The organism is Arcanobacterium urinimassiliense, assembly GCF_900119495.1.
Classification (GTDB): Bacteria; Actinomycetota; Actinomycetes; order Actinomycetales; family Actinomycetaceae; genus Arcanobacterium_A; species Arcanobacterium_A urinimassiliense.
This window is the reverse complement of record NZ_LT632435.1, coordinates 599,452-622,388: the sequence shown is the minus strand read 5'-3', so window position 1 is coordinate 622,388 and position 22,937 is coordinate 599,452. Positions and strand designations below refer to the sequence as shown.

Below are 22,937 nucleotides of genomic sequence, written 5' to 3'. Positions count from 1 at the left end.
CAAAGACTAGGAGAATCGCTAAATATCAGACTCTTCCGTAGCGTAAGCGCGCACTGGCCCCTGCAAATCCTCTTCGGGGACTTCGTTGCGGTGGCGTACCATGTGGACGCACGCCATCACCACGATTGCTCCGATTAGTATCGCAGCTACTACCGCCAGTATCGAAAGTATTACGTACAGTGTATTCATTTATCCTCTAGTCAGTTTCCGGTAGGTAACGGCCGAAGGTCGAGCTGCTTCCGCACCTAGACGCTCTATCTTATTTTTCTCGTAGCCTTCGAAATTTCCTTCAAACCAATACCAGTTGTAGGGTTCAGCTTCCGTGCCTTCCCAAGCCAGAATATGAGTAGCCACGCGATCTAGGAACCAGCGATCGTGGGTAATTACCACCGCGCATCCCGGGAATTGCAATAACGCATTTTCGAGTGAGCCGAGCGTCTCTACGTCTAAATCGTTAGTAGGCTCGTCGAGCAGAATAAGATTTCCGCCCTGCTTAAGAGTGAGAGCCAGGTTGAGTCGATTCCGTTCTCCTCCGGAGAGCACTCCCGCTAGTTTCTGCTGGTCAGCTCCTTTGAAACCGAAAGCAGATACGTAGGCGCGCGAAGGCATCTCCACATTCCCTACGTTCAGATAATCCAAGCCGTCAGAAACCACTTCCCAAACGGTCTTTTCTGGGTCGATACCGGCTCGGTTCTGATCTACATAGGAAATCTGTACCGTTTCACCAATTTTCAGTTCACCGGCGTCGAGCGGTTCCAAGCCCACTATCGTCTTGAAAAGCGTAGTCTTCCCTACTCCGTTCGGGCCGATTATGCCGACTATACCGTTGCGGGGCAACGAGAAAGAAAGATCTTTTATCAGCACGCGATCATCGAAGCCTTTTTGTAATTTCTCCGCTTCAATTACCACGCTGCCAAGGCGCGGCCCGGGCGGAATTTGGATTTCTTCAAAGTCCAACTTCCGCGTCTTTTCCGCTTCCGCAGCCATCTCCTCGTAGCGCTGCAAACGCGCCTTCGACTTTGCCTGCCGACCTTTCGCCGAAGTGCGCACCCACTCCAATTCTTCCTTGAGGCGTTTCTTCAGCTTAGCGTCTTTCTTACCCTGTACTTCCAGGCGTTCCTGTTTCTTTTCCAGGTACGTAGAATAATTACCTTCGTAAGGATAGAGCTGGCCGCGATCTACTTCCGCAATCCACTGCGCCACATGGTCAAGGAAGTAGCGGTCGTGGGTGACGGCGATAACCGCTCCCGGATATTGGGAAAGATGCTGCTCTAGCCAGAGCACTGATTCGGCATCTAAATGGTTAGTTGGCTCGTCTAAGAGCAGTAAATCTGGCTCTTCCAGAAGTAGCCGGCAGAGTGCCACTCTTCTTCTTTCGCCTCCCGAAAGTACTTTTACGGGAGTTTCTGGAGGTGGGCAACGCAAAGCGTCCATAGCCTGCTGAAGTTGAGAATCTAAATCCCAACCGTTGGCCGCATCTATCTCCGTCTGCAAATCACCCATTTCGGCCATTAGTGCATCGAAATCGGCATCCGGATCGGCCATCTCTACGCCTATTTCGTTGTAGCGAGCCAGCTTTTGGAATAAATCTCCCGCGGCTTCCTGTACATTCTCCAACACCGTTTTATCTTCTAGAAGCGGTGGTTCCTGCTGCAAAATTCCCACGGAATAGCCAGGCGTCAAGCGAGCTTCTCCATTCGAAGGCTCATCTAAACCGGCCATAATCTTCAAAATAGTCGATTTACCTGCGCCGTTCGGGCCCACCATGCCTATTTTTGCTCCGGGGAAGAAAGCCATGGTGACGTCGTCCAAAATTACTTTGTCGCCCACTCGCTTCCGCGCATGCACCATTGAGTATATATATTCAGCCACTATTCTCCGATACTCTCGAATTCGATCCGCGAATCGCAGATTTCCACACCTTTAGAGTAGCTGGAAAGGCGGAGAATGGGAAATTCAAAAAACCTCCCTAAACTGCTTGTAAAGATTCAGACTTAGCTGCAGCTGCCGCTATATTTTCGAGAAAAGTATTTTTATTTTTTGCCGGTGCGGAGAGCTCGATATTTCCAGAAATTTTTTGCTTCTTCCCGTTCACTTTTTTCACCGGTCTTTCATTTCCCGGCTTTTCATTTCCCGGCTTTTCATTTCCCGATTTTTCTCCCGCCGGCACGCCTGCAGCAACTGCGTTAGAGGCTGTGCTGAAATCTGCTGCGCCTAATTCCGATATTTCTACGCCACTAATTTCCTCTCCCCGCGCCTTCACATAATTAGCTACTCCGTAGTTAAGATCGATTGCTAAAGAATCGGCAATAATTACTTGCGCCTGCCTATCTGCTCCAGTTTTATCTTGATAACTGCGGGTAGTGAGCTTTCCGCGCACTAAAACTGGTGTACCTTTTTGGATACTAATAGCCACGTTTCTAGCTAAAGCACCATAACAGCGCACCGAATACCAAGTAGTATCGCCGTCTTGAAAATCTCCCGTCTGGCGATTGTAGTTACGCGGAGTTACTCCCACGTTAAGCACGGTGGTAGAAATTTTCGAAATTTTCTTCCCCTGCGTCTGCGAATTTATGTAAAGAGTCGGCTTAGCTCCCGCCCAACCCCGCACGGTAATACTCGTATCATTAGCCATTATTTTCCTCCAAAATTTTCTCCTACCTTTTGGCAGGTGTCTTCCACTATGGAGGAAAACGAAAATATAAGTACGGCGTTCTTAGCAGCTGTGGAAATCAGATTGCCGATGCAAAGCTGTGCATAAAGAACGCCTCAGTGAAGAGTACGCTAGCGAGAGCGCTGCAGCGAAAGTAAGCCAACGGAAAATAAGTACGCGAAAGTGCTTAAACGATAGTAAATCAATGGAGAATTTCGCGCGCCCGGCGGTGCAAAGCCAAAATTTTCTCCGGCTCCGCAATTAAATCTGCTTCTACTGCCGAATTAATCTCTGCCTGGATGCGCGCTTCATAACGCGCGGCGGCGCGCTGGGCACTGTATTCCAACCAGTATTTCCCGATACGGAAAAGTAAAAATGCTCCGAGCGAAGCCGCCACTACTAAGGCAATGCGCGGCGGTTCTCCCGCCCATGGTATACCGAGTACCGCACCGGCTATTCCTCCGGCAAAGAGCAAAGCGGCGAAAAGCGTAAAAAACCACCGCGGATAGTGAGCTACTGGCTTCGCAGGCACTTTCGCCAGCCTTAAGCCGTAATTTTTCCGCATTCGCTCCGGAGTGGGCAAAGCCCGGCAAAGCGCCTGCTCCCATAGATCAGGCATTCCCGCCACTAAATGTGCTTCCCAGGCATCGCGAATTGCGACCGTCATAGTGTGTGAAGGGCGGTCGGGGGCGGAAACCGCGGGGCGGAACCAGCCTTTTCCAGAATCGTGGATTGACTGTACTACTGAAGGTAAACCGGAAGCGCGGAAAATCTTTTCCGCAAAATCTGCCGCGGGCGCACCGCGCAACTCCGCTTCTCCTTCTCCTACATACACCCGTAAACGCGCAGAAATCGCCGCTAATTCGGCCTCCGCCGTCATTTGCGTAATATTGGGGCGTTGCACTGCCGCCTGTAAAATTGCTTTTACGGGTTCCAATCCCTGCCCTTGCAGCGCCGAAACGGGGTAGATAGGCACATCTTTTAAGCCATCCTCTATAAGCAAGCCACGCAAATCTTCTATAATTCGATCTGCGCCTCCCGCCGGCAAAGTATCTACTTGATTTAAGACCACCAGCATGGAATCTGCCCGATCAGCTAAGGCTTCCAAGTATTCGCGATGCAGGAGATGGTCAGCATATTTTTGCGGATCAACTACCCAAATCAATACATCTACTAGCGGAAGAATTTTCCCGACCAGCAAGGAGTGGCCAATCTTCACTGAATCATGATCTGGGAGATCGAGCAATACTAGACCTTCTAACTCGGCCGGGGTAGGAGTGAGAATTGAATCGTGCACAATGCGCCGACTTCTCTCTATCTCCAGATAATCCAACAGCTCAACCGCTTCCTCGCTCCAGGCACAAGCAGTGGGGCGTTCCGTGGTGGGGCGGAGCTCTCCGGCGTCGGCAAATTCTAGACCCGTCAGCGCATTAAAAAGCGTAGATTTTCCAGAACCCGTGCCCCCTACCAAGGCAGCTACGGCAAAATTCCCTCCGATATGGAGGCGTTTTTCCACTTTTTCTAAATCAGCTAGGGCGCGCTCCCGCACCTGATCAGGAAAATAAGGAGCCGCCGTTTGGAGCATATCTCTCATATCTTCCAAACGCTGATATAGCTGCTGCGTCTGCGCCGAAAAATGCGCACTCTCTGCCACGGCTCCCCTTTCCTTACTCCATCTAATTTCCCTGCTCCATCTAAGCTCTATAATAAGCGATTATCTTTCATTTTTTCTTTTCTACGCCGCCGGGCACCTATAATCAGCGGCGCGACTACTAGGGCGCCTAGCATAGTTACCTAATAGGGAAAATGACGCCGAAAAGCCCCCGCAGAATGACACCGAGAATTCCGCTAATAATCCCCGCTAAAATTCCGCTAAAAATTCACTCGCGCGCGCTCGTAAGGCCGTGCTATCTCCTACTTCTACCTCTGCTAAGACGCTCGTATAGCAAGCCACTAATTCGGCAAGCGTCTCCCGCACGATTTGAGCTAACGTCCGCCGCGCCTCCCAGACCGAACTCTCTAGCGAGATTTTGGCGGCCACGCGCCGCGCTCCTACGATACCTCCGGCCGCTGCACCGATTAACGCGGCGTTACCGGCAGGGCTTAGCCACGCATTAGCTCGGCAATTTCTCCCTAATACCTGCAAATTTTCTTGCCACCGCGCCAGCGCCTTATTCACCAATTCTTCCGAATCTATTTCCTGCCGCGCGCGCGGCACAAAGTTGCTGGTATCTACCGCGTCTTTTTCCCAAGATTTTTCGATAGCGGCCTGCGCCGTCACGATTCCTTGTGCCAAAGCCAACTTCGCAGAAGTAAATACCGGATCAAATACTTGCCGAGCTGCTAAATCTCGCTTAGCACTGTAGCGGCGCAATACTAGCGGAGGTTTTTTCAGAGCCACTAGGCCAGCCAAAGGCCCTCCGGTCGCGGCCGCTGCCAACCAGGCCGTGGTAGGAGCACCTTGCCCAAATCTTCCCGCTTCGATATTAGCCACTAACTTTTCCAGCGGCGCCCGCGCTCCCTCATGCGCTTTATCGCGTAAATCTATAAGTGCATGCTCCTGTGCTTCTAGGCCGTCTGCCAGCCGTAATAAATCGGTGCGCAGAGTAGGGAAAGTAGCTGCCGTGGTGCGCTGCACTAAACTATCAGCCATTTTCGATTCCGCCACCACCTGCAACCAGTTTTGGAGCTCAGCTACGGCGGCAGCCGGCAATAATCCTTCCATCGCCCCTTGATCGGGAATAATAAAGAGCGGGCTATCTTCCATCCCTAAATCGTTAATGCGCTGGCGTAAATCCCGGCTAATAGTATCTATCGCTTCCGGGCGCACCCGATTCAAAATAACTCCACAGGTAATTCCGCGCTGCCGCGCCAGCTGCAAAGTATTCCAAGCTACCGCATCTCCATAGCGCGCCGCCGTCGTCACAAATAACCATAAATCGGCCGCATCTAAAAGACGGTTAGAAATTTCCCGATTTTCCTGCTCAATCGTATCTAAATCCGGAGCGTCCACTATTACTATCCCCGGAATAGCTGCCTCTGATACACAGTAGGTGCCTAATTCTTTCAGCATATGCTTATCTAAAGCAGCGGCGTCGGCTGGGTGCAGCACAACTGCCGGGATCCGCGTGGTAGGGCGCATGATTGACGCAGCAGAAACTTCTTCCTGGAGGAGCGAATTCACAATCGTAGATTTTCCCGCCCCCGAAGATCCACCTAGCACCACTAGCGCCGGCATATCTTCCGCTTCTAAACGAGGTAATATCCGCGCTTCTAGCTGCGTAAGGAGCATTTTGCGCGTTTCATTTAGTTCCTCTGCTCCCGGCATTACGAGCGGTAGCTCCGCATTGTGCAGAGCCGCAATTGTACTCTGTACTAATTCGATGTGGTGGTGCGGAAGAGAATTCGTATCCATATATCTATTATGCACTTATATATTGCATTTATTACTTATCCACCAGCAAGCGGGCACTGGGCTTGCTAGACTTTCCTGAAACCGAGTAGATTTACTTAGTGCTGGCCTCCATAGCTCAATGGATAGAGCACCGGCCTTCTAAGCCGTAGGTTGTGGGTTCGAGTCCCGCTGGAGGCGCTAGGGTTTTCCTATTTTAACGAGGTGAATGTTTTGGCTGGGCAAGAAGCTCCAATTGTTTGGATTGATTTGGAAATGACCGGGCTGGATCTGGAAAAAGACGCCATTGTAGAGATTGCGGTCGTGGTGACGGACGGAAATTTGCAGCCCTTGGATGCGGGATTGAATTTAATCGTTAAGCCTCCGCAGAGTGCCGTGGATGGAATGAATGATTTTGTACGCCGGATGCACACCACCACCGGGTTAATAGAAAAATGGGATACAGGATTGGATCTGGCAGAAGCCGAGAAGCAGAGTTTAGATTATATTCGCCGCTTCGTGAAAGAGCCGAAGAAAGCTCCGCTCGGTGGCAATTCCGTGGGTACTGATCGCTCTTTCTTGGCGCGCTATATGCCCGAGCTGACTGACTTCTTGCACTATCGGATTATCGACGTATCTTCGATTAAAGAATTAGCGAAGCGCTGGTATCCGCGCGTATATTTCGCTGCCCCGGAGAAGACGGGTAATCACCAGGCACTGGGAGATATTTACGATTCGATTGACGAGTTGCGCTACTATCGCAGTGCGCTTTTCCCGGCCGGAGACGGCCCGGAAAGCGGAGTGGCGAAAAAAATTGCGAAACAGATAAAAGCTGATTTGACGGAACAGCGGGCTCTCGAAGCGCATCGTCAAACAAAATAACGGGCTATTGAAGCACGCCGGCAAACAAAATAAACCGTAAATAAAAATGGGGTGACTGACGGGACTCGAACCCGCGACCCCCTGGACCACAACCAGGTGCTCTACCAACTGAGCTACAATCACCATGTACGCGCTTCACCTTATGTGAAGCGGTAACGCTGTAAAACTATATCAAGCTTTACGGATTCCCTCCAAACAACTTACGGTGATAGCAATCACCAAAAGACGCGGGCAGCGATGGCGTCGGCGAAACGCCCGAGGTTTTTCTCATCGGCTTGCAGATAGAGCGAACCGTCTATAAGAGAAACTTCCATTACGTAAAAATCTTCTGGAGAATCTTTATCGCCGCGCACTATATCTACTCGATTGAAGAGCAAGAGCTCATTGTGCCCAACTTTTTCTTTGATATAAGCCTGCAGAGCTCCCCGGATCTTCTCTCCCCAAGTCCACATCTCAATCGAAGCGCCGGTGCTGCGCACACTCTCTTCTACCACTTGCTGCTCTTTTACGGAGCTGAAGCGCGGATGCAGCATAGGTGCTTTCACTACCTGATGTGAAGCTAGGCCGTTGAAGTAGATAAGAGAAGTTTCGCCTTCTACGTCAATCTCTTTCAAATAGCGCTGCACCATCACTGAGCGCCCCCGCCCCAGCTCATACATGGCATGAGCAATAGCTTCGCCGCGGGATTCCGCATTCACGCCCTTATAACGGCCCGTGCCACGCCCGCCGGAAGATACTGCTGGTTTCACCACGAAATCACCAAGAGCCGGGAAACGCGAATTCACTAGGCGCTTCGACAAATTTTGCTCGGGCTCTAGCCAAATAGTGGGGATAGTGGGCAAGCCCAAGCGCTCTAAATCTTGCAGATAGTGTTTATCGGTATTCCACGCCATGGTCTCGGCAGAGTTGAGAATACGCGGTACGGAACGCGCCCAGGAGACGAATTTATCGCGGTCTTTCGCGTAATCACGCACGGAGCGGACTACTACAATTCCGGCTTCTTCCCAATCAACACTGGGGTCATCCCAAATAGCTATGCGCGGTTCGATGCCGCGCTCCCGCAGAGCGTCTGGGAGACCTTGATCGTCAGCATCCAAATTTGGAAACTGCGCGCTAGTAGCGAGAGTGACAATTGGCTGAGACACGTTCACCTATCCTGAAGTATTTACTGCCGTATATTTACTAGCCGTTTTTATGGCTATATTTGCTAGTCACGGGAAATGCCCGCACTAATATCAATCCTAGCGAGCTGCACTTTTCAGTACAAGGCGAAGGAGATTATCTGCTAATAAAAATGGTGCAAGAGGAATCTGTGGGTATTTCTCGCCCCTCTCGTTTTACCGAAAATTCCGGCATTTACGCTGGGCTTGGGCTTGTGCGAGAATTCACAGCGCTTTCTTTTAGCCACCAACTTGCTTATCGAAATACCGATAAGTAGACTAACTTTTCGTGCGCACCGCTAGCTCAACTGGCTAGAGCACTTGACTCTTAATCAAGGGGTTCTGGGTTCGAGTCCCAGGCGGTGTACTTTGAGAAATAGCGCGTAGGAATTGTTCTTGCGCGCTATTACTGTATCTATCGCGCAAACCAGTTTATAACCAGCACGCAGCCAGTGTACAACCGTAAAACGAAAACGCTAAGCCTTAAATTTTTTACACGGCATATTCATGGCACAAAAATAAAAATCTTCCCCTGCCTTTTTCCCTAGCAATCCCGCTATTATTAATAGCGATGCATACCGAATCGAATTCTGCCCCTTCTCCAGCTGGTTTTTCCGAAGCGACTGCGCCTACGAAGAATACTGCGCCTACGGAAAATGCTGCACCCGCAGAAAATTCTGCGCCCCCGCTCAATCTCGCTCTTGATGAGCTCGAAGATGAGTACGGCTTAAATCCTCCCCCGGAAGCTATATACGAAGCTTTCGCACGCTGGGTGGAATCCACCGGCAAAGAAATGTATCCTCACCAAGCCGAGGCTCTCCTCGGGGTGGTGAGCGGAGAGCATCTAATTATCTCCACCCCCACCGGATCTGGAAAAAGTCTCATCGCCATGCAAGCTATATTTACGGCTCTAGCTACTGGGCGTACCGCTTACTACACAGCTCCGCTAAAAGCGCTCGTATCTGAAAAATTCTTCGATTTAATTTCTCTTTTTGGGGCGCAGAACGTCGGCATGGTCACCGGCGATTCCTCTATCAATGCGAGCGCCCCCGTAATCTGCGCTACCGCCGAAATTCTCGCCAACCTAGCCCTCCGCCAAGGAGCAGACGTAGATTGCGGAATTGCCGTGCTAGATGAATTCCATTTTTATGCCGATCCGCAGCGTGGATGGGCTTGGCAGGTGCCTTTACTGGAATTGACCGCTACACAGCACATACTTCTCTCCGCCACCCTCGGCGATACCACTTTCTTGGCGAAAGATTTAGAGAAGCGCACCCATCGCCCCGTCTCCGTCATCTCCGATGCTCCGCGCCCCGTCCCGCTGCACTATTCTTGGTCTACCGACCCCATCGGAGAGGTAATTCAAGATCTGGTATCTACGCATATGGCTCCGGTCTACGTAGTGCATTTTTCGCAGCGCGAAGCCGTCACCCAAGCCCAAGAGCTGCTCTCTATGAGTCTGATTTCGAAAGAGCAGAAAGCCCAGATTCAAGCAGCGCTTGGAGATTTTCATTTCGGAGCGGGCTTCGGAAAGGTGCTCTCAAAATTGTTGCGCGCCGGCATCGGTGTGCACCACGCCGGCCTGCTTCCCCGTTATCGGCGCCTAGTCGAGCGTCTCGCCCAATCTGGATTATTGAGCGTAATTTGCGGCACCGATACTTTAGGAGTGGGAATTAATGTGCCGATTCGTACCGTGCTCATATCGGCACTCACTAAGTTTGACGGTAAAACTAGCCGCCACCTCACGGCGCGCGAATTTCACCAAATAGCTGGGCGCGCTGGGCGGGCTGGTTTCGATACGGTAGGTTACGTAGTAGTGCAAGCTCCGCCGCACGAGATTGAGAATGCCAGACGGCTGCGAAAAGCTGGAGATGACCCCGAGAAACGCAAGCGAGTGCAGCGCGTAAAGCCGGAAGAAGGCAAACTTCAGTGGTCGGAAAAAACTTTTACCCAGTTGCGGGATAAAGCTCCGGAGACGCTGCGTTCGCAGCTCGTTTGCAACCACTCCATCATGTTGAATCTGCTGCAGCGCCCGGACCCGTTGGCTGCCACTATCGCTTTTCTCACCGATAATCATGCACCTAAAACGGAACGCAACCTCCTTATCCGCACGGCCTGCGAAATTTATTCTTCCTTGCGCACTGCCGGGGTGATAGTGCATAAAGACCGCGATTGGCGCCGTGCCCACCCAGATTCACCAGCTATTTTCCTAGCAAAAGAAGTGCCAAGCGATTTCGCTCTCAATACTCCGCTTTCTCCTTTCGCTCTTTCCGCTCTGGATCTATTAGATATGGAGAGCCCCGACTACGCCCTCGACGCTCTCTCTATTATCGAAGCAGTCCAAGAAAACCCGTGGCCCGCCCTCTACGCGCAGCAAAAGAAAGCCCGGCAAAATGCGTTTCAAAAGTTAAAAGAAGAGCGAGTGGAATACACCGAGCGAATGCGAATCCTCGATGAAATCACTTGGCCGGCTCCTTTGGCGGAGTTGCTAAATCCGGCTTTAGAGATTTATGCGCAGAGCAATCCGTGGGTAAAAGAGCATACTCTCACCCCTAAATCTGTGGTGCGGGAAATGGTGGAAAATGCGCTCACCTTTAGTGAATTCATTTCGCTCTATGATCTCACCCGCAGCGAAGGGGTAATGCTGCGCTATCTCACTGATACTTATCGAGCGCTCCGGCAGGTAGTACCACTATCAGCGCGCACTCCCGAACTAGACGAAATCATTACTTGGCTCGGGAATTTAGTGCGCGCCATCGATTCTTCACTTTTAGACGAGTGGGAAGCTCTCGCCAATGAAACCGCTGCTGGGGCAAGTAGCTTAGAGAATAGCGCCCCCGAAAATAATGCCTCGGAAAATTCTGCCGTCTTATCTACCGGCAATTCTGCCCAAAACGGGGAAGAACTACCTTTCGGAGCGGATGCGGCCGGAAATATCCAGTACACACGCAATAAGCACGCATTACGTAAAGCCGTAAGAAAAGAACTCTTCCAAAGAATCGAAGCCCTGGCACGCGATGATTTAGAACTATTAGATTCTTTAGATGCTCAAGATGGATGGGATTACGACCGCTGGGCAGATGCCATAGACGCTTATTTTGCCGAATATGATTATCTAGGCACCGACACGAAAGCGCGCGCCGGAGAATTTTTCCAGATTCTCGAAGATCCCAGCTTGGCGGATTTACTACAAGCGGGCGCTGAGGCAGATCAAGCAGCCACTTGGTTAGAAGAGCACGCCCCCGGCCGGCTGTGGCTAGCTATGCAAATCCTAGATGACGGAGTAGACGAAAAAGCTTATGCTCTGTGGGCGGCCATAGATTTAGATGCCTCCGATACGCAAGGCAAGCCAGTAGTACATATAATAAATCTGGGAGAGCGCTAGAGCGAAGAAAGAGGAAACTATGGCGGAGATGCCCGATATTGCTGGAAATATAGCACGCGTACAAGAGCGAATTGCGCAAGCCGCCGCGAAAGCTGGCCGCGCTGGCGAAGATATAAAGCTAATGCTGGCTGCTAAATATCAGCCGGCAGAAAATTTAATCGCCGCTATGGAGGCTGGCGTAAACTATTTTGGGCACAATCTAATTCCGCAGCTGGTAGAGGCTGAGGCAGCTATTTCTACTTATCCTCACTTCACTTCCGTAATCGGGCATATCCAATCCAATAAACTTTCTACTGCTATGGATCATGCCCAGCGTATAGATACCGTAGATTCGCTAAAAAATTTGCAGCGCATCAACCGCCGGCAAGAAGCGCGGATAGCAGCCGGAGAAGCTGATGCTCCTTATCCCGTACTGCTCCAAGTCAATTCGGCAGCCGCCCCCACGCAATTTGGCTGCTCCCCGCAAGAGCTACTAGAACTAGCGAGCCGCGGCAGTGAATTACCCCAGATAGAAATCTGTGGCCTTATGACTATTGGCGCTAACACCGAGGTAGAAAAAGAGATACATGCTTCTTTTGCTCTTTTACAAGAACTAGGAGCACAGATGCAATCTTTGCCCGGGCTATCTGGAGCGAAAATTCTTTCTATGGGAATGACCTCTGATTTAGAAATAGCTATTGCCCACGGATCTACCGAGGTACGAGTAGGTACGGCGGTGTTCGGCCCGCGCGCGCAGAAATAATTTTCCGGTAGCCATTCCGGTGCCAGCTACCTATGATGCATAAGCTATCTACGCGTAGCTATCTAGGTGCCATTATCTAAGTAATAGCTAGCTAGGCACCAACTAGCTAAGTTTTTACTCATAGCTGAACCTTTTATTACCCTATTCAGGCGAGATTTGCTAAAGTGATATTAACGATTAACGGGAATCGTTTTGTGAGGTTACGATGCGTATCATTTCCAGAATTCTATCTGCGGCAGCCGGCTTAGTGCTCCTTTGTGGAGTAGCTTCCTGCTCGTCCGGCGATGCCGATAATTCTAATGCTGGTGCAGATAAAAAGGCTGAAAGCGTTGCGGTGCCGAGCACGGCAGAAGCAAATGCGGATAACTCTTCTAATATGCCTCAAATACCGGAAGTAGAAATTCCAGCCGATATTGCTGGGCAACCTGCTTTCTCTGCCTACAATTCGGGAATGAGTAGCCTTTTACTGAAGATTGAAAATAATCCAACTCTAGATGAAGCAGAGCAAAAGTCTTACGATTCCTTTATTACTTGCGTGGCGGCTGAAAGCTACGGGACTGTCTCGGCGGAATTAGCCAATAAGCTGGCAGAAGGCGATTTCGAGCACGTACTCAACGCTCCGATTACTGATGCGGATAATAAAGCTCTCGAGGCAGCTATCGCAAAATGTGAAGAGAAAATTCCGAATTAATACCCCAGATTTTCCCGCACACTGCACGCCGCTATATTTTGCACTCATCTAATATTTTACACCTACCTGCTTACGCACCTAAATAATTGCTATGCGCCCGAATTCACATTCTAAATAAGCTTTTACCTTCCCTCTCCTTATTGATAACGGTTATCATTGTAAGGAGAATTGTTAGGAAGGTGCTATGAAATTGCGGAAACGGCAAATATTTACGGGATTACTCGGTGCACTACTGCTCAATCCAATTCCAGCTTTTGCGCAAACGGCGGAGAATACTGGAATAGCGGCGGCCCCAGCAGAAATTATAGAGAACAATCATCAAGCTGGAGCGGCTGGGCATGGAGATTACCTCCCCGCCGATTACCGCGTACCAGCTGGCACGCCAGGTGCCGACCCGAAAGCTACGCCGGATGCGCAAGGAAAAGTGCCGCATATCTGCGCCGGGAAAAAATTATTGCACCATTCCCACGTAGATGCCGCCTATGTAACTGAAATAGCTGGGAAGATGGATATCAGCGTAGTAGATGGGCAAAGCGTCGTCGAAGATCCCGCTTCTGTGTGTGTACGCCTCGCTCCCGATGCCCGCGCAGAAGACGGAGTAGAAGTATCTCGCTGGGTGGTGCCCGGAAAATCGCTTTTCGCTTTTTTGGGTGAACCAGGGGACATTATTTGGCGCGCACCGCAAGAGCAGATAGATAACTGGCGGCCGGTGTGGGCGGGAATTGGCGCTTTTGATACGGCCCATGAAAAAGTTTTACCGGATTACATAAAAAATGGCACAGTGGCCCTTTCTCTACTTCAGGCAGAAGGCCCCGGCAAAGTGGAAGTATGGCGCACTATCGGGCAAAAAGAACTGACGCGCGGGCTCTCTACGAGCGAAAACTTGCCTCCTTTGCAGCTAAAAATAGGGGCACACGGGCATTGGAATTGGACTTTCACCAAAGCAGGTGCCTACCAGCTGCGCTTCCAAGCCAGCTATGAAGATGTGAATAAAGGGCAAACTGCCACCGCTCCCCGCGATATTACTTGGCTGGTAGGAAGCGATGCGGAAGTAGGTTTAAAGCCCGGCACCACTAGCTCTATAGGAGAAATAAAAGTATCAGCCGAAGATTTACGTGCGCAGATGCAGGCAGCGGGCGAATTAACGGAAACCCCCTCTCCTACTCCGGGCGCAGCTCCACTCAGCCCCGAAGCGGCTCGCGCCCAGATTCTCCAGATTGTAAAGGAGGCTTGGCTTCCTCATCCCAGCACACCTAGCGCCTATACTCTGCGCGGGTATTTCACTGCCGATAAAAAGGATGACGGCACACCTTTTAGTCGCGTAGCGGCAAGCATAGAGAACAAGGCGGGAAAACGGATTGAAAATCCAGTATTGGAAGTACCAGATTCTCTACAGCAAGATACTCCCCAAGGAAAACGCTGGATATTAGGCGCTGCAGATCGCCACAGCAGCCTTAATTTTGATTTTCGCCAACTAGATAAAGAGCACCGCTCGGAGCCGGTTTCTTTTAATATTGGTGTATTTAACGGGCCAGAATCTGCCAGATATCTGGTGGAAAAGCGCGCAAATACTGGGAAAGATAATTTTTCTCCGCTCCTCGATTCGGCTTCTTACCCCGAAGAGCAATACGATTCAGCCGGCAGTCTTTATCAACTTATACACGTATTTGATCGCCCTGGATTCTACGAAGTGGCTTTCGATGTGCAGAGCACCGATAATACCGGGCGTTTTTCTTACAAATCTCAGACGATTTATTTCGCAGTAGGCGATTCCACTATTAAAGAGCTGCGCCACCTCACCGGGGAAAAAGATTACGAACCTCTCCCCGCAGATACCCCCAATCAGCCAGGGGAAGCCGGCACGGAGAGCGAAAATACCCCCGATAATTCAGCGCGGCAATACCTAATCACTTCTGGCCACATGGATCAAGCTCTGGCATATCGAGCGGGTAAGGCGCAAACGTTCGTAGAAGACACTGCCGATCCGCGCCAACCCCGCCAGCATCTTTCCGGTAGTTTTGCCTACGCAGTACCCGATAGCACCCATAGTCAAATACCGGCGGACGCGCGGGGTTATGCGGAGTTGCGGCGACTAGCTCCACAGGGAGTATGGGCGTTGCCAGAAGCGCAACTAGAAGGAGTGCCTTGGGTAGGGTTTTCCACCCTAAGGGTAGATTATGGGCAGTTAAATTCGACCGGCGTCACCGTGCAAATCACTGATTTTTCGGGGCCGGGTCGCTTTATTAGCGGTAACGATTCGCTCGTCACTGGCGGATTTGCCAAGCGCCTTGATTCGGCAGATCCGCATCTGCACCTGCATTACGCGCAGCCAACGCATGACCATCAGGCCATGTATTTTACTGCTCCGGGCAAATACCAGCTCACTTTTCTCTACACTCTACATCTGAAAGACGGCACATCGCTCTCACTACCTCTGCAGGCTACTTTTTTAGTGGGAGATAAAGCCATTGCTTCTGCTCAGAAAGGAACTACTCCAGGTACTACCAGTGAAGCGCCGCTCCCGATAGAAGAATTGCTGCGCCGCCTCAACGGCAATTTACCGGGAAAGAGTGCGGGAGAGAATACTGGGGCAAAGAGTGAAAATACGCTCGAAGATATCACAGCGAGCGCCTTGGAGGGGGTAGATACCCAGATTTTAGATTCTCTCCTCCCTGAGAGCGCCAATGCAGAAGAAAAAGCCGATGGGGAAACTGATTTAGCGGCCGAATCTCCTCTGGCGCTATTAGATCCAGTAAATGGCACTTTGGAGACGGTAAATGCACCGCTGTGGCAGTGGATATTGCTCGGCGCCGGAATTATTGCCTTCACTGGTGCAAGCAGTTGGGCGTTATTGACGCGGCGTAAGAAAGAGCGAGATAACTGACGGTCTAATCGACGGGATAACGGACGGACTAATTAAAGACCATCCCCGTGTTTAACTAAACGGAGCGGGGCGGCAGGAAAATCCTGCCGCCCCGCTTTTACTACGAGCACTTAGCCTTTAGGAGACTATTGCAAATACTCCACAGGTGAGTAAGAAGCCAGTAACTCCAAAGACGGTAGAGAGTACCGTCCAGGTCTTTAACCCATCTTTCACTGTCAATCCGAGATACTTAGTGACTATCCAGAATCCCGAATCGTTGATATGAGAAAGCCCCAAGGCCCCGAAGCCAATAGCTAGAGTGACTAGTACTATTTGTAAATCACTGTAGCCAGCTGCCGCAATAGATTCAGAAAGTAAACCGGCTGTAGTCAAAATAGCTACAGTGGCCGAACCTTGCGAAGCACGCAGCGCCGAAGAAATTATGAATCCAGCGACTATGATTGGCATATTCATGCTTATAAGTGCGCCAGAGAGAGCTTTACCAATGCCNAAGGCGGGAAAACGGATTGAAAATCCAGTATTGGAAGTACCAGATTCTCTACAGCAAGATACTCCCCAAGGAAAACGCTGGATATTAGGCGCTGCAGATCGCCACAGCAGCCTTAATTTTGATTTTCGCCAACTAGATAAAGAGCACCGCTCGGAGCCGGTTTCTTTTAATATTGGTGTATTTAACGGGCCAGAATCTGCCAGATATCTGGTGGAAAAGCGCGCAAATACTGGGAAAGATAATTTTTCTCCGCTCCTCGATTCGGCTTCTTACCCCGAAGAGCAATACGATTCAGCCGGCAGTCTTTATCAACTTATACACGTATTTGATCGCCCTGGATTCTACGAAGTGGCTTTCGATGTGCAGAGCACCGATAATACCGGGCGTTTTTCTTACAAATCTCAGACGATTTATTTCGCAGTAGGCGATTCCACTATTAAAGAGCTGCGCCACCTCACCGGGGAAAAAGATTACGAACCTCTCCCCGCAGATACCCCCAATCAGCCAGGGGAAGCCGGCACGGAGAGCGAAAATACCCCCGATAATTCAGCGCGGCAATACCTAATCACTTCTGGCCACATGGATCAAGCTCTGGCATATCGAGCGGGTAAGGCGCAAACGTTCGTAGAAGACACTGCCGATCCGCGCCAACCCCGCCAGCATCTTTCCGGTAGTTTTGCCTACGCAGTACCCGATAGCACCCATAGTCAAATACCGGCGGACGCGCGGGGTTATGCGGAGTTGCGGCGACTAGCTCCACAGGGAGTATGGGCGTTGCCAGAAGCGCAACTAGAAGGAGTGCCTTGGGTAGGGTTTTCCACCCTAAGGGTAGATTATGGGCAGTTAAATTCGACCGGCGTCACCGTGCAAATCACTGATTTTTCGGGGCCGGGTCGCTTTATTAGCGGTAACGATTCGCTCGTCACTGGCGGATTTGCCAAGCGCCTTGATTCGGCAGATCCGCATCTGCACCTGCATTACGCGCAGCCAACGCATGACCATCAGGCCATGTATTTTACTGCTCCGGGCAAATACCAGCTCACTTTTCTCTACACTCTACATCTGAAAGACGGCACATCGCTCTCACTACCTCTGCAGGCTACTTTTTTAGTGGGAGATAAAGCCATTGCTTCTGCTCAGAAAGGAACTACTCCAGGTACTACCAGTGAAGCGCCGCTCCCGATAGAAGAATTGCTGCGCCGCCTCAACGGCAATTTACCGGGAAAGAGTGCGGGAGAGAATACTGGGGCAAAGAGTGAAAATACGCTCGAAGATATCACAGCGAGCGCCTTGGAGGGGGTAGATACCCAGATTTTAGATTCTCTCCTCCCTGAGAGCGCCAATGCAGAAGAAAAAGCCGATGGGGAAACTGATTTAGCGGCCGAATCTCCTCTGGCGCTATTAGATCCAGTAAATGGCACTTTGGAGACGGTAAATGCACCGCTGTGGCAGTGGATATTGCTCGGCGCCGGAATTATTGCCTTCACTGGTGCAAGCAGTTGGGCGTTATTGACGCGGCGTAAGAAAGAGCGAGATAACTGACGGTCTAATCGACGGGATAACGGACGGACTAATTAAAGACCATCCCCGTGTTTAACTAAACGGAGCGGGGCGGCAGGAAAATCCTGCCGCCCCGCTTTTACTACGAGCACTTAGCCTTTAGGAGACTATTGCAAATACTCCACAGGTGAGTAAGAAGCCAGTAACTCCAAAGACGGTAGAGAGTACCGTCCAGGTCTTTAACCCATCTTTCACTGTCAATCCGAGATACTTAGTGACTATCCAGAATCCCGAATCGTTGATATGAGAAAGCCCCAAGGCCCCGAAGCCAATAGCTAGAGTGACTAGTACTATTTGTAAATCACTGTAGCCAGCTGCCGCAATAGATTCAGAAAGTAAACCGGCTGTAGTCAAAATAGCTACAGTGGCCGAACCTTGCGAAGCACGCAGCGCCGAAGAAATTATGAATCCAGCGACTATGATTGGCATATTCATGCTTATAAGTGCGCCAGAGAGAGCTTTACCAATGCCTGATTCGACTAGCACATTGGCAAATACTCCGCCCGCGCCGGTGACGAATACAATCACTGCCACATCGGGAAGCGCGGAATCCAGAATCGAACCCCGCTTTTGCAAAGACCACCCGAGGCGATGCCCCCACTACTAAGTAGGCAACTATCACGCCGGTGAGTAGAGCAATAGCGGAGGATCCCAGAAACCCTAACCAATGCTGCGCCGGAGAATCTTTTTCCAGAACTGTGTTGCCTACTGTGCCGAGCATGATTTGCAAAATCGGCAGCAGAATAAGCATCACTACTGTGCCGGCACCGATACTGGCCATTCTGGTTTTCACCGCCGCCGCGGTATCTTGCAATAAATTGCCAGATTCTTTTTCCCCAGAGCTAGCTTGCCCGCTTGCCGGAAGCCCGGAATCCGATTCACTACTCGCAGCGGCCGGGATATTCGCCGGAGAATCCAGCAATTTTATTCCCTGCACGCGCACTAATTTGGCGGCAAAAAAGCCAATTACCACCGTAATCGCCGTAATCGGTAAGCCTACTAGCAGCAAAGTACCCACATCTGCTTGGGTAATTCCCGCCGCCGCCACCGGCCCAGGATGAGGAGGCAGTGTCACGTGTACCGTGAGAAGTGCACCGGCCACCGGAAGGGCAATTTTTATTGGATTTATTTTTGCCACGCGGGCAAAACCAAAGACGATTGGCGCCAGGATAATAAACCCTACGTCGAAGAATACGGGGATACCTAAGATGAAAGCAGATGCCGTCACCGCCGCAACTACCCGTTTCTTACCCAATAAAGCGGTGAATTTACGCGCTAAAGCGTCTGCTCCACCTCCGACTTCGATTATCCGCCCCAGCATTGCGCCGAGACCCACGATTATCATCACGGAGGCGAGAGTATTGCCCATGCCTTTCTGCATTACTGGCACTATTTTCTCCACCGGAATACCGGTCGCTAGAGCCGTACCCATTGCCACTAGGAGCATAGATACGAATGCAGAAAGCTGAATTTTAATTACTAAAAATAGCAGAATTACTATCGCGCCGAGGGCGATACCTAATAGTGCTCCAGTACTCACTACGGCCTCGTTTCCGGAGCAATTACGTGAATGACGGAAGAATCATCCATAGCTCCTTGCCCGTTGGCGTAACCCAGCAGGTACTCTTGCTCGGCCGCTGCCGCTACCGGTACCGCAATTCCGGCCGCTTTGGCCGCCGCCGTCACTATGCCCATATCTTTTACGAAAATATCTAGGCGCGATTTCACTTCGGAAGTCTCTCCCCGATACGCTTCGATTGCGCGCGGGCCGCGATCTCCCAGCATGAAAGATTCGGCAGCTCCTGCCATTAATGCATCCAGTACTACTTCTTGATCTAAACCTAGACGCCCAGCTAAAGCGAGCGCTTCTCCAGCCGCGGCAATATGTACTCCGCAGAGTAACTGATTTACCGTCTTCATAGCCTGCCCACGCCCAGGAGCCTTCCCTACCCAGACCAGAGTAGAAGCCATTTTCTCCAATACCGGCTGTACAAAAGCGTAGGCATCCTCATAGGCACCCACCACTATCAGCAGATCGCCTTTCCCAGCGCGCACCGGACCACCCGATACCGGAGCATCGATGAGGTGAATTCCTTCTTCCTTCAACTTAGCGGCGATTTCTTCTACTGCCTGCATACCGATAGTCGAGGTGAGCAGCACAGCAGCTCCCTTTTTCATCACCGGCGCTATCGCATCTTTCCCATAGAGCAATTCTTCTAGTTGGGCGCGATTACGCACCGCCACCACCACCACATCTGCATCGGTGGCCGCAGCTGCTGCCGAAGTAGCGGTATCTACTCCCGCTTCTGCTGCTAGTTCCATCCGCTCAGAAGCAATATCGTAACCCACTACGGAAAAAGATTTAGCTAACCAAGTAGCCATCCGATATCCCATAGCCCCCAGGCCAATCACAGCAATTTTCATAATTTAATCTCTCCTTTGAAATTTATTACGGGCTTTCTTTGTTATTTAGAAAGTGTTATTTAGAAAGTTTCTTTACTACTTCGGCGAGCGAAGTTTCATCGCCTACGTTTCCAGCGAATACGATGTACGGAATCCCTAGCGCCGGGCCTTCCAGAGCCGTCCAGAGGGAAACTATTCCCGGCAGCATCGGCCCCACCACCTTGGCGCGCCGAATCGAAAGGCCTTTCGAAGCAGTATCCGAGGAAGTAATGCCGCCTTTTGCCACCACGAAACGGGGCGGGCAGGCTTGCAGTATTTTCTGCGTCACTTCCACTACCGCTGCCGAGACTTCGCGGGAAATAGCTAGCGAATCGTCTTCGTCCTTCCCCGTCACTAATTTACGAGAAGTACGCACAATCGCATTTCCACTCTGCAGCGCAGCTACCGCTTTTTCCACGATTTCCGCTAAATGCGCACCGCGCAACGCCGGATCTATCACCTGCTGCACATCAATCTCAAATTCCGGAAGTTGCTCCTGCTCGCGAAGCTGATTGAGCTGGCGAGTAGTGAGGTCTACATGCGATCCCACCACTATTAAACCGCCCGCAGCTAACTCCCGATCGCCGCGCGCGCTGGCAATTTCTTCGTCATTCAGCGGCGCATGCACACTCTGACCAATTCGAGCCCGCACAAAAGGCGGACCTACCCGATATACGAATTCTTTACCAGCAGCTTCTGCCGCAATTAACGCTAGCGCTAGCTGGCGCAAATCTTCTTCGGTGACGATATCCGCTGCCAGCACTTGCCCATTTTCTGCTGCCTCTAGCTGGTTTATAATCTGCGGCAAATTGGTGCGTATATCCGCTAATTCCAGCACTTCTACGGCAGCGGCAGGGATCTTTCCTTCCGTCTTCTCTTCCACCCATTCCGGCAAATAAGAAGCCTTATAGCCAAAGCTGGCATCTTTAGCGAATTCCGTCTCTCCTACCGGCACGAATCCGCTTTTCTCTGCACCAGCGTAGTGGACGCCATGCACAGTGATTCGCCCCGCATCTCCGAAAGCCGGCACGAGAATAATGCCGTCTACCGCTTTGGCTGCCGTTTCTCCGCTAGCGCGCCGGCATTTTTCAGTTTCGTCAATAATGGTGAGCGGCTCCAAGGGGAAGTGCCCACGCAGCGTCGAATCTGAACGCGATACGAAGGCTAACTGCGTATCAGTGGCCGCAGCGGCTTCTAAAGCGGCAGATACCACTTCTCGATTCACTTTCTCAGCCGCAGCGGGGGAAAGAGAACGCGAATTCGTCATTACGTAGACGGCGGGTTTCCCACTGGCAAATGCCCACGCAAAATCTGCCGGCTCCCAAGCAGTGAGTACCGGTAAATCAGCTACTGACTGCGTACCCGTCGGATCGTCATCGAGCACCACATATACGCGTGTATCTTGCGCTTTTTGGCGGGCTTCCCGCACCTGTGCTGCCGTAGTTTGCGGGTTCTCTGGTATCCCCGCGAGAATTTCCGGCAAAAATATAGCCATCTTTCTACCCCCTCGTAGCATTGCTATGAAATAAGTCCCACCCCGGCCACTCTCTGAGCTCTGAGGTCTGATTAATTGCTAGCGTATCTTGTTAAATCATTATTGGCAAATCGGCTCATAAATGAGGAAAAATCAGCCTCTGCGGCATGCGAAAGGCGCCCGCCGGGCTTCAATTTAGAAATCAATCTCGGCAACTTGCGGCTTAGGCCTTGCGCCCTACCGCTTGCTCTGGTTTACTGCCGCTTACTGCCGCGCTCTCGTGGCTTGGCATTCATCGCCGCTCGCTCGTAGCTTATTAGGCTCGCATTTATAGCTGCACTTTCTAGCTATGCTCACTTAAGCCTTGCGCGATTTTAAGCTACCTAAATCTTCTGCAGTTTGCGTCATATGCCCGCGCATCGCATCTTTTGCCGCACTGGCATCCCCTGCCAATATCGCTTTATATACATTACGATGATGCCCCTGCGCGCGCCGCCGCACCCGCTCATCTGCGGAAGTAGCACTCCGCGAACGCGCCAAGGCACTCTCTAAAGGCATCATGACGGCACTTATAAACGGATTGCCTGAAGCAGATTGAATATGCTGATGGAAATCCATATCCGCATCTACCACCGCTTCTACGTCTCCCGCGGCGGCGGCTTCCTCGTAGCGCTCTAAATCTGCCGCAAGCGCCGCTAAATCCTCTGCGCTACGCCGTTCAGCAGCTAAGCCCGATGCGCCCACTTCAATCATGCGGCGCACTTCCAGCAACTGAAAGCCTAAATCCAAAGGATCTATTTGTTGAGAGAGGAAGGTGGCAATCGTAGCTAAATCCCGCCACTCAGATATCGGGCGCACATAGGTACCCCGGCCGTGCACTACTTTCAGCACTCCGCGATCTTGCAATATGCGCACTGCTTCACGCATAGTTAAACGCGAAACTCCCAACAGTTCGGCTAATTCTGCCTCCGGAGGGAGCGGTTTTTCTTCACTAAATTCACCGCAGGAAATATGAGCCAAAATGCTATTGGTTGCGCGCACTACTAAATCTCTGGCCACAGTTTTCTCTTCCTGACTCGCGTTACTTCATTAAATCATCGAGAAAATAAAATACTTATTTTATTATTCCCATTGTTTAACGTACCAGCAGTTTCCATTATCTTCTGCTTTTCCTTTTATTCTG

18 protein-coding genes and 3 tRNA genes are annotated in these 22,937 nt (G+C 51.1%); 8 read left to right on the top strand and 13 right to left on the bottom strand.

Translation table 11 applies throughout. The annotated features are described in order from the left end of the window. Positions 1-18: 18 nt before the first annotated feature. The 5 genes from BQ7117_RS07690 to BQ7117_RS02835 all read right to left on the bottom strand — a co-directional run bounded on the left by BQ7117_RS07690 (position 19) and on the right by BQ7117_RS02835 (position 6,068). A complete protein-coding gene (locus BQ7117_RS07690) occupies positions 19-189 on the bottom strand; it encodes a hypothetical protein (RefSeq protein WP_154662962.1) in 171 nt (56 codons plus the stop codon). Continuing rightward, on the bottom strand, positions 190-1,872 hold the full coding sequence (gene ettA / locus BQ7117_RS02850; RefSeq protein WP_073996102.1) for an energy-dependent translational throttle protein EttA: 1,683 nt from the start codon (positions 1,870-1,872) through the stop codon (positions 190-192). Between the two features lie 97 nt (positions 1,873-1,969). Continuing rightward, complete coding sequence (locus BQ7117_RS02845; RefSeq protein ID WP_073996101.1) at positions 1,970-2,635, bottom strand: single-stranded DNA-binding protein; 666 nt, start codon at positions 2,633-2,635, stop codon at positions 1,970-1,972. A gap of 220 nt (positions 2,636-2,855) precedes the next feature. Beyond that, positions 2,856-4,307 (bottom strand): GTP-binding protein, encoded by a 1,452-nt coding sequence (locus BQ7117_RS02840; protein WP_073996100.1) that lies wholly within the window; start codon positions 4,305-4,307, stop codon positions 2,856-2,858. 207 nt (positions 4,308-4,514) lie between these two features. Further along, positions 4,515-6,068: a GTPase gene (locus tag BQ7117_RS02835; protein WP_073996099.1), complete on the bottom strand. Its 1,554-nt coding sequence runs from the start codon at positions 6,066-6,068 to the stop codon at positions 4,515-4,517. 104 nt (positions 6,069-6,172) lie between these two features. On the opposite strand from BQ7117_RS02835, the gene BQ7117_RS02830 reads away from it, so the two are divergent. Beyond that, a tRNA-Arg gene (locus BQ7117_RS02830) sits at positions 6,173-6,245 on the top strand. A gap of 33 nt (positions 6,246-6,278) precedes the next feature. Next, on the top strand, positions 6,279-6,926 hold the full coding sequence (orn, locus tag BQ7117_RS02825) for an oligoribonuclease (RefSeq protein ID WP_272914091.1): 648 nt from the start codon (positions 6,279-6,281) through the stop codon (positions 6,924-6,926). Positions 6,927-6,973: 47 nt separating this feature from the next. Here orn and BQ7117_RS02820 read toward each other — a convergent pair. Then, positions 6,974-7,049 (bottom strand) — tRNA-His (locus BQ7117_RS02820). Positions 7,050-7,141: 92 nt separating this feature from the next. Next, the gene (locus BQ7117_RS02815) at positions 7,142-8,071 is read right to left on the bottom strand and encodes an ATP-grasp domain-containing protein (protein ID WP_073996097.1); all 930 of its coding nucleotides are present in this window, start codon (positions 8,069-8,071) and stop codon (positions 7,142-7,144) included. A gap of 308 nt (positions 8,072-8,379) precedes the next feature. Here BQ7117_RS02815 and BQ7117_RS02805 point away from each other — a divergent pair. The 5 genes from BQ7117_RS02805 (at position 8,380) to BQ7117_RS02785 (ending at position 15,788) form a co-directional block, all read left to right on the top strand. After that, positions 8,380-8,453 (top strand) — tRNA-Lys (locus BQ7117_RS02805). A 204-nt stretch (positions 8,454-8,657) separates the two neighbouring features. After that, positions 8,658-11,471, top strand: coding sequence for a DEAD/DEAH box helicase (locus BQ7117_RS02800; protein WP_084789835.1), 2,814 nt, complete (start codon positions 8,658-8,660; stop codon positions 11,469-11,471). Positions 11,472-11,490: 19 nt separating this feature from the next. Then, positions 11,491-12,213 (top strand): YggS family pyridoxal phosphate-dependent enzyme, encoded by a 723-nt coding sequence (locus tag BQ7117_RS02795; RefSeq protein ID WP_073996095.1) that lies wholly within the window; start codon positions 11,491-11,493, stop codon positions 12,211-12,213. 205 nt (positions 12,214-12,418) lie between these two features. Next, complete coding sequence (locus tag BQ7117_RS02790; protein WP_073996094.1) at positions 12,419-12,904, top strand: hypothetical protein; 486 nt, start codon at positions 12,419-12,421, stop codon at positions 12,902-12,904. A 184-nt stretch (positions 12,905-13,088) separates the two neighbouring features. Further along, entirely contained in the window at positions 13,089-15,788 is a 2,700-nt protein-coding gene (locus BQ7117_RS02785; RefSeq protein WP_073996093.1) for a choice-of-anchor M domain-containing protein, read from the top strand. A gap of 117 nt (positions 15,789-15,905) precedes the next feature. Here the strand turns inward: BQ7117_RS02785 and BQ7117_RS02780 are convergent, their stop codons facing one another. After that, a complete protein-coding gene (locus tag BQ7117_RS02780; RefSeq protein WP_237563040.1) occupies positions 15,906-16,235 on the bottom strand; it encodes a GntT/GntP/DsdX family permease in 330 nt (109 codons plus the stop codon). Between BQ7117_RS02780 and BQ7117_RS02775 the strand changes: the two genes are divergently transcribed. Further along, the gene (locus tag BQ7117_RS02775; RefSeq protein WP_161939412.1) at positions 16,210-17,820 is read left to right on the top strand and encodes a choice-of-anchor M domain-containing protein; all 1,611 of its coding nucleotides are present in this window, start codon (positions 16,210-16,212) and stop codon (positions 17,818-17,820) included. The genes BQ7117_RS02780 and BQ7117_RS02775 overlap by 26 nt on opposite strands. Before the next feature lie 117 nt (positions 17,821-17,937). Here BQ7117_RS02775 and BQ7117_RS07900 read toward each other — a convergent pair whose 3' ends face one another. From BQ7117_RS07900 to BQ7117_RS02755, 5 genes are all read right to left on the bottom strand, one after another. Continuing rightward, positions 17,938-18,372 (bottom strand): GntT/GntP/DsdX family permease, encoded by a 435-nt coding sequence (locus BQ7117_RS07900; protein WP_272914090.1) that lies wholly within the window; start codon positions 18,370-18,372, stop codon positions 17,938-17,940. Next, the gene (locus BQ7117_RS02770) at positions 18,299-19,378 is read right to left on the bottom strand and encodes a GntT/GntP/DsdX family permease (protein ID WP_272914089.1); all 1,080 of its coding nucleotides are present in this window, start codon (positions 19,376-19,378) and stop codon (positions 18,299-18,301) included. The genes BQ7117_RS07900 and BQ7117_RS02770 overlap by 74 nt, the downstream gene beginning before the upstream one ends. Continuing rightward, positions 19,378-20,262: an NAD(P)-dependent oxidoreductase gene (locus BQ7117_RS02765; RefSeq protein WP_073996091.1), complete on the bottom strand. Its 885-nt coding sequence runs from the start codon at positions 20,260-20,262 to the stop codon at positions 19,378-19,380. Before BQ7117_RS02765 ends, BQ7117_RS02770 begins: the two co-directional genes overlap by 1 nt. Positions 20,263-20,317: 55 nt before the next feature. Beyond that, positions 20,318-21,775, bottom strand: a complete 1,458-nt coding sequence (locus BQ7117_RS02760) for a four-carbon acid sugar kinase family protein (RefSeq protein ID WP_073996090.1) — start codon at positions 21,773-21,775, stop codon at positions 20,318-20,320. A 336-nt stretch (positions 21,776-22,111) separates the two neighbouring features. Further along, positions 22,112-22,813, bottom strand: coding sequence for a FadR/GntR family transcriptional regulator (locus tag BQ7117_RS02755; RefSeq protein ID WP_073996089.1), 702 nt, complete (start codon positions 22,811-22,813; stop codon positions 22,112-22,114). Between the last annotated feature and the right edge of the window lie 124 nt (positions 22,814-22,937).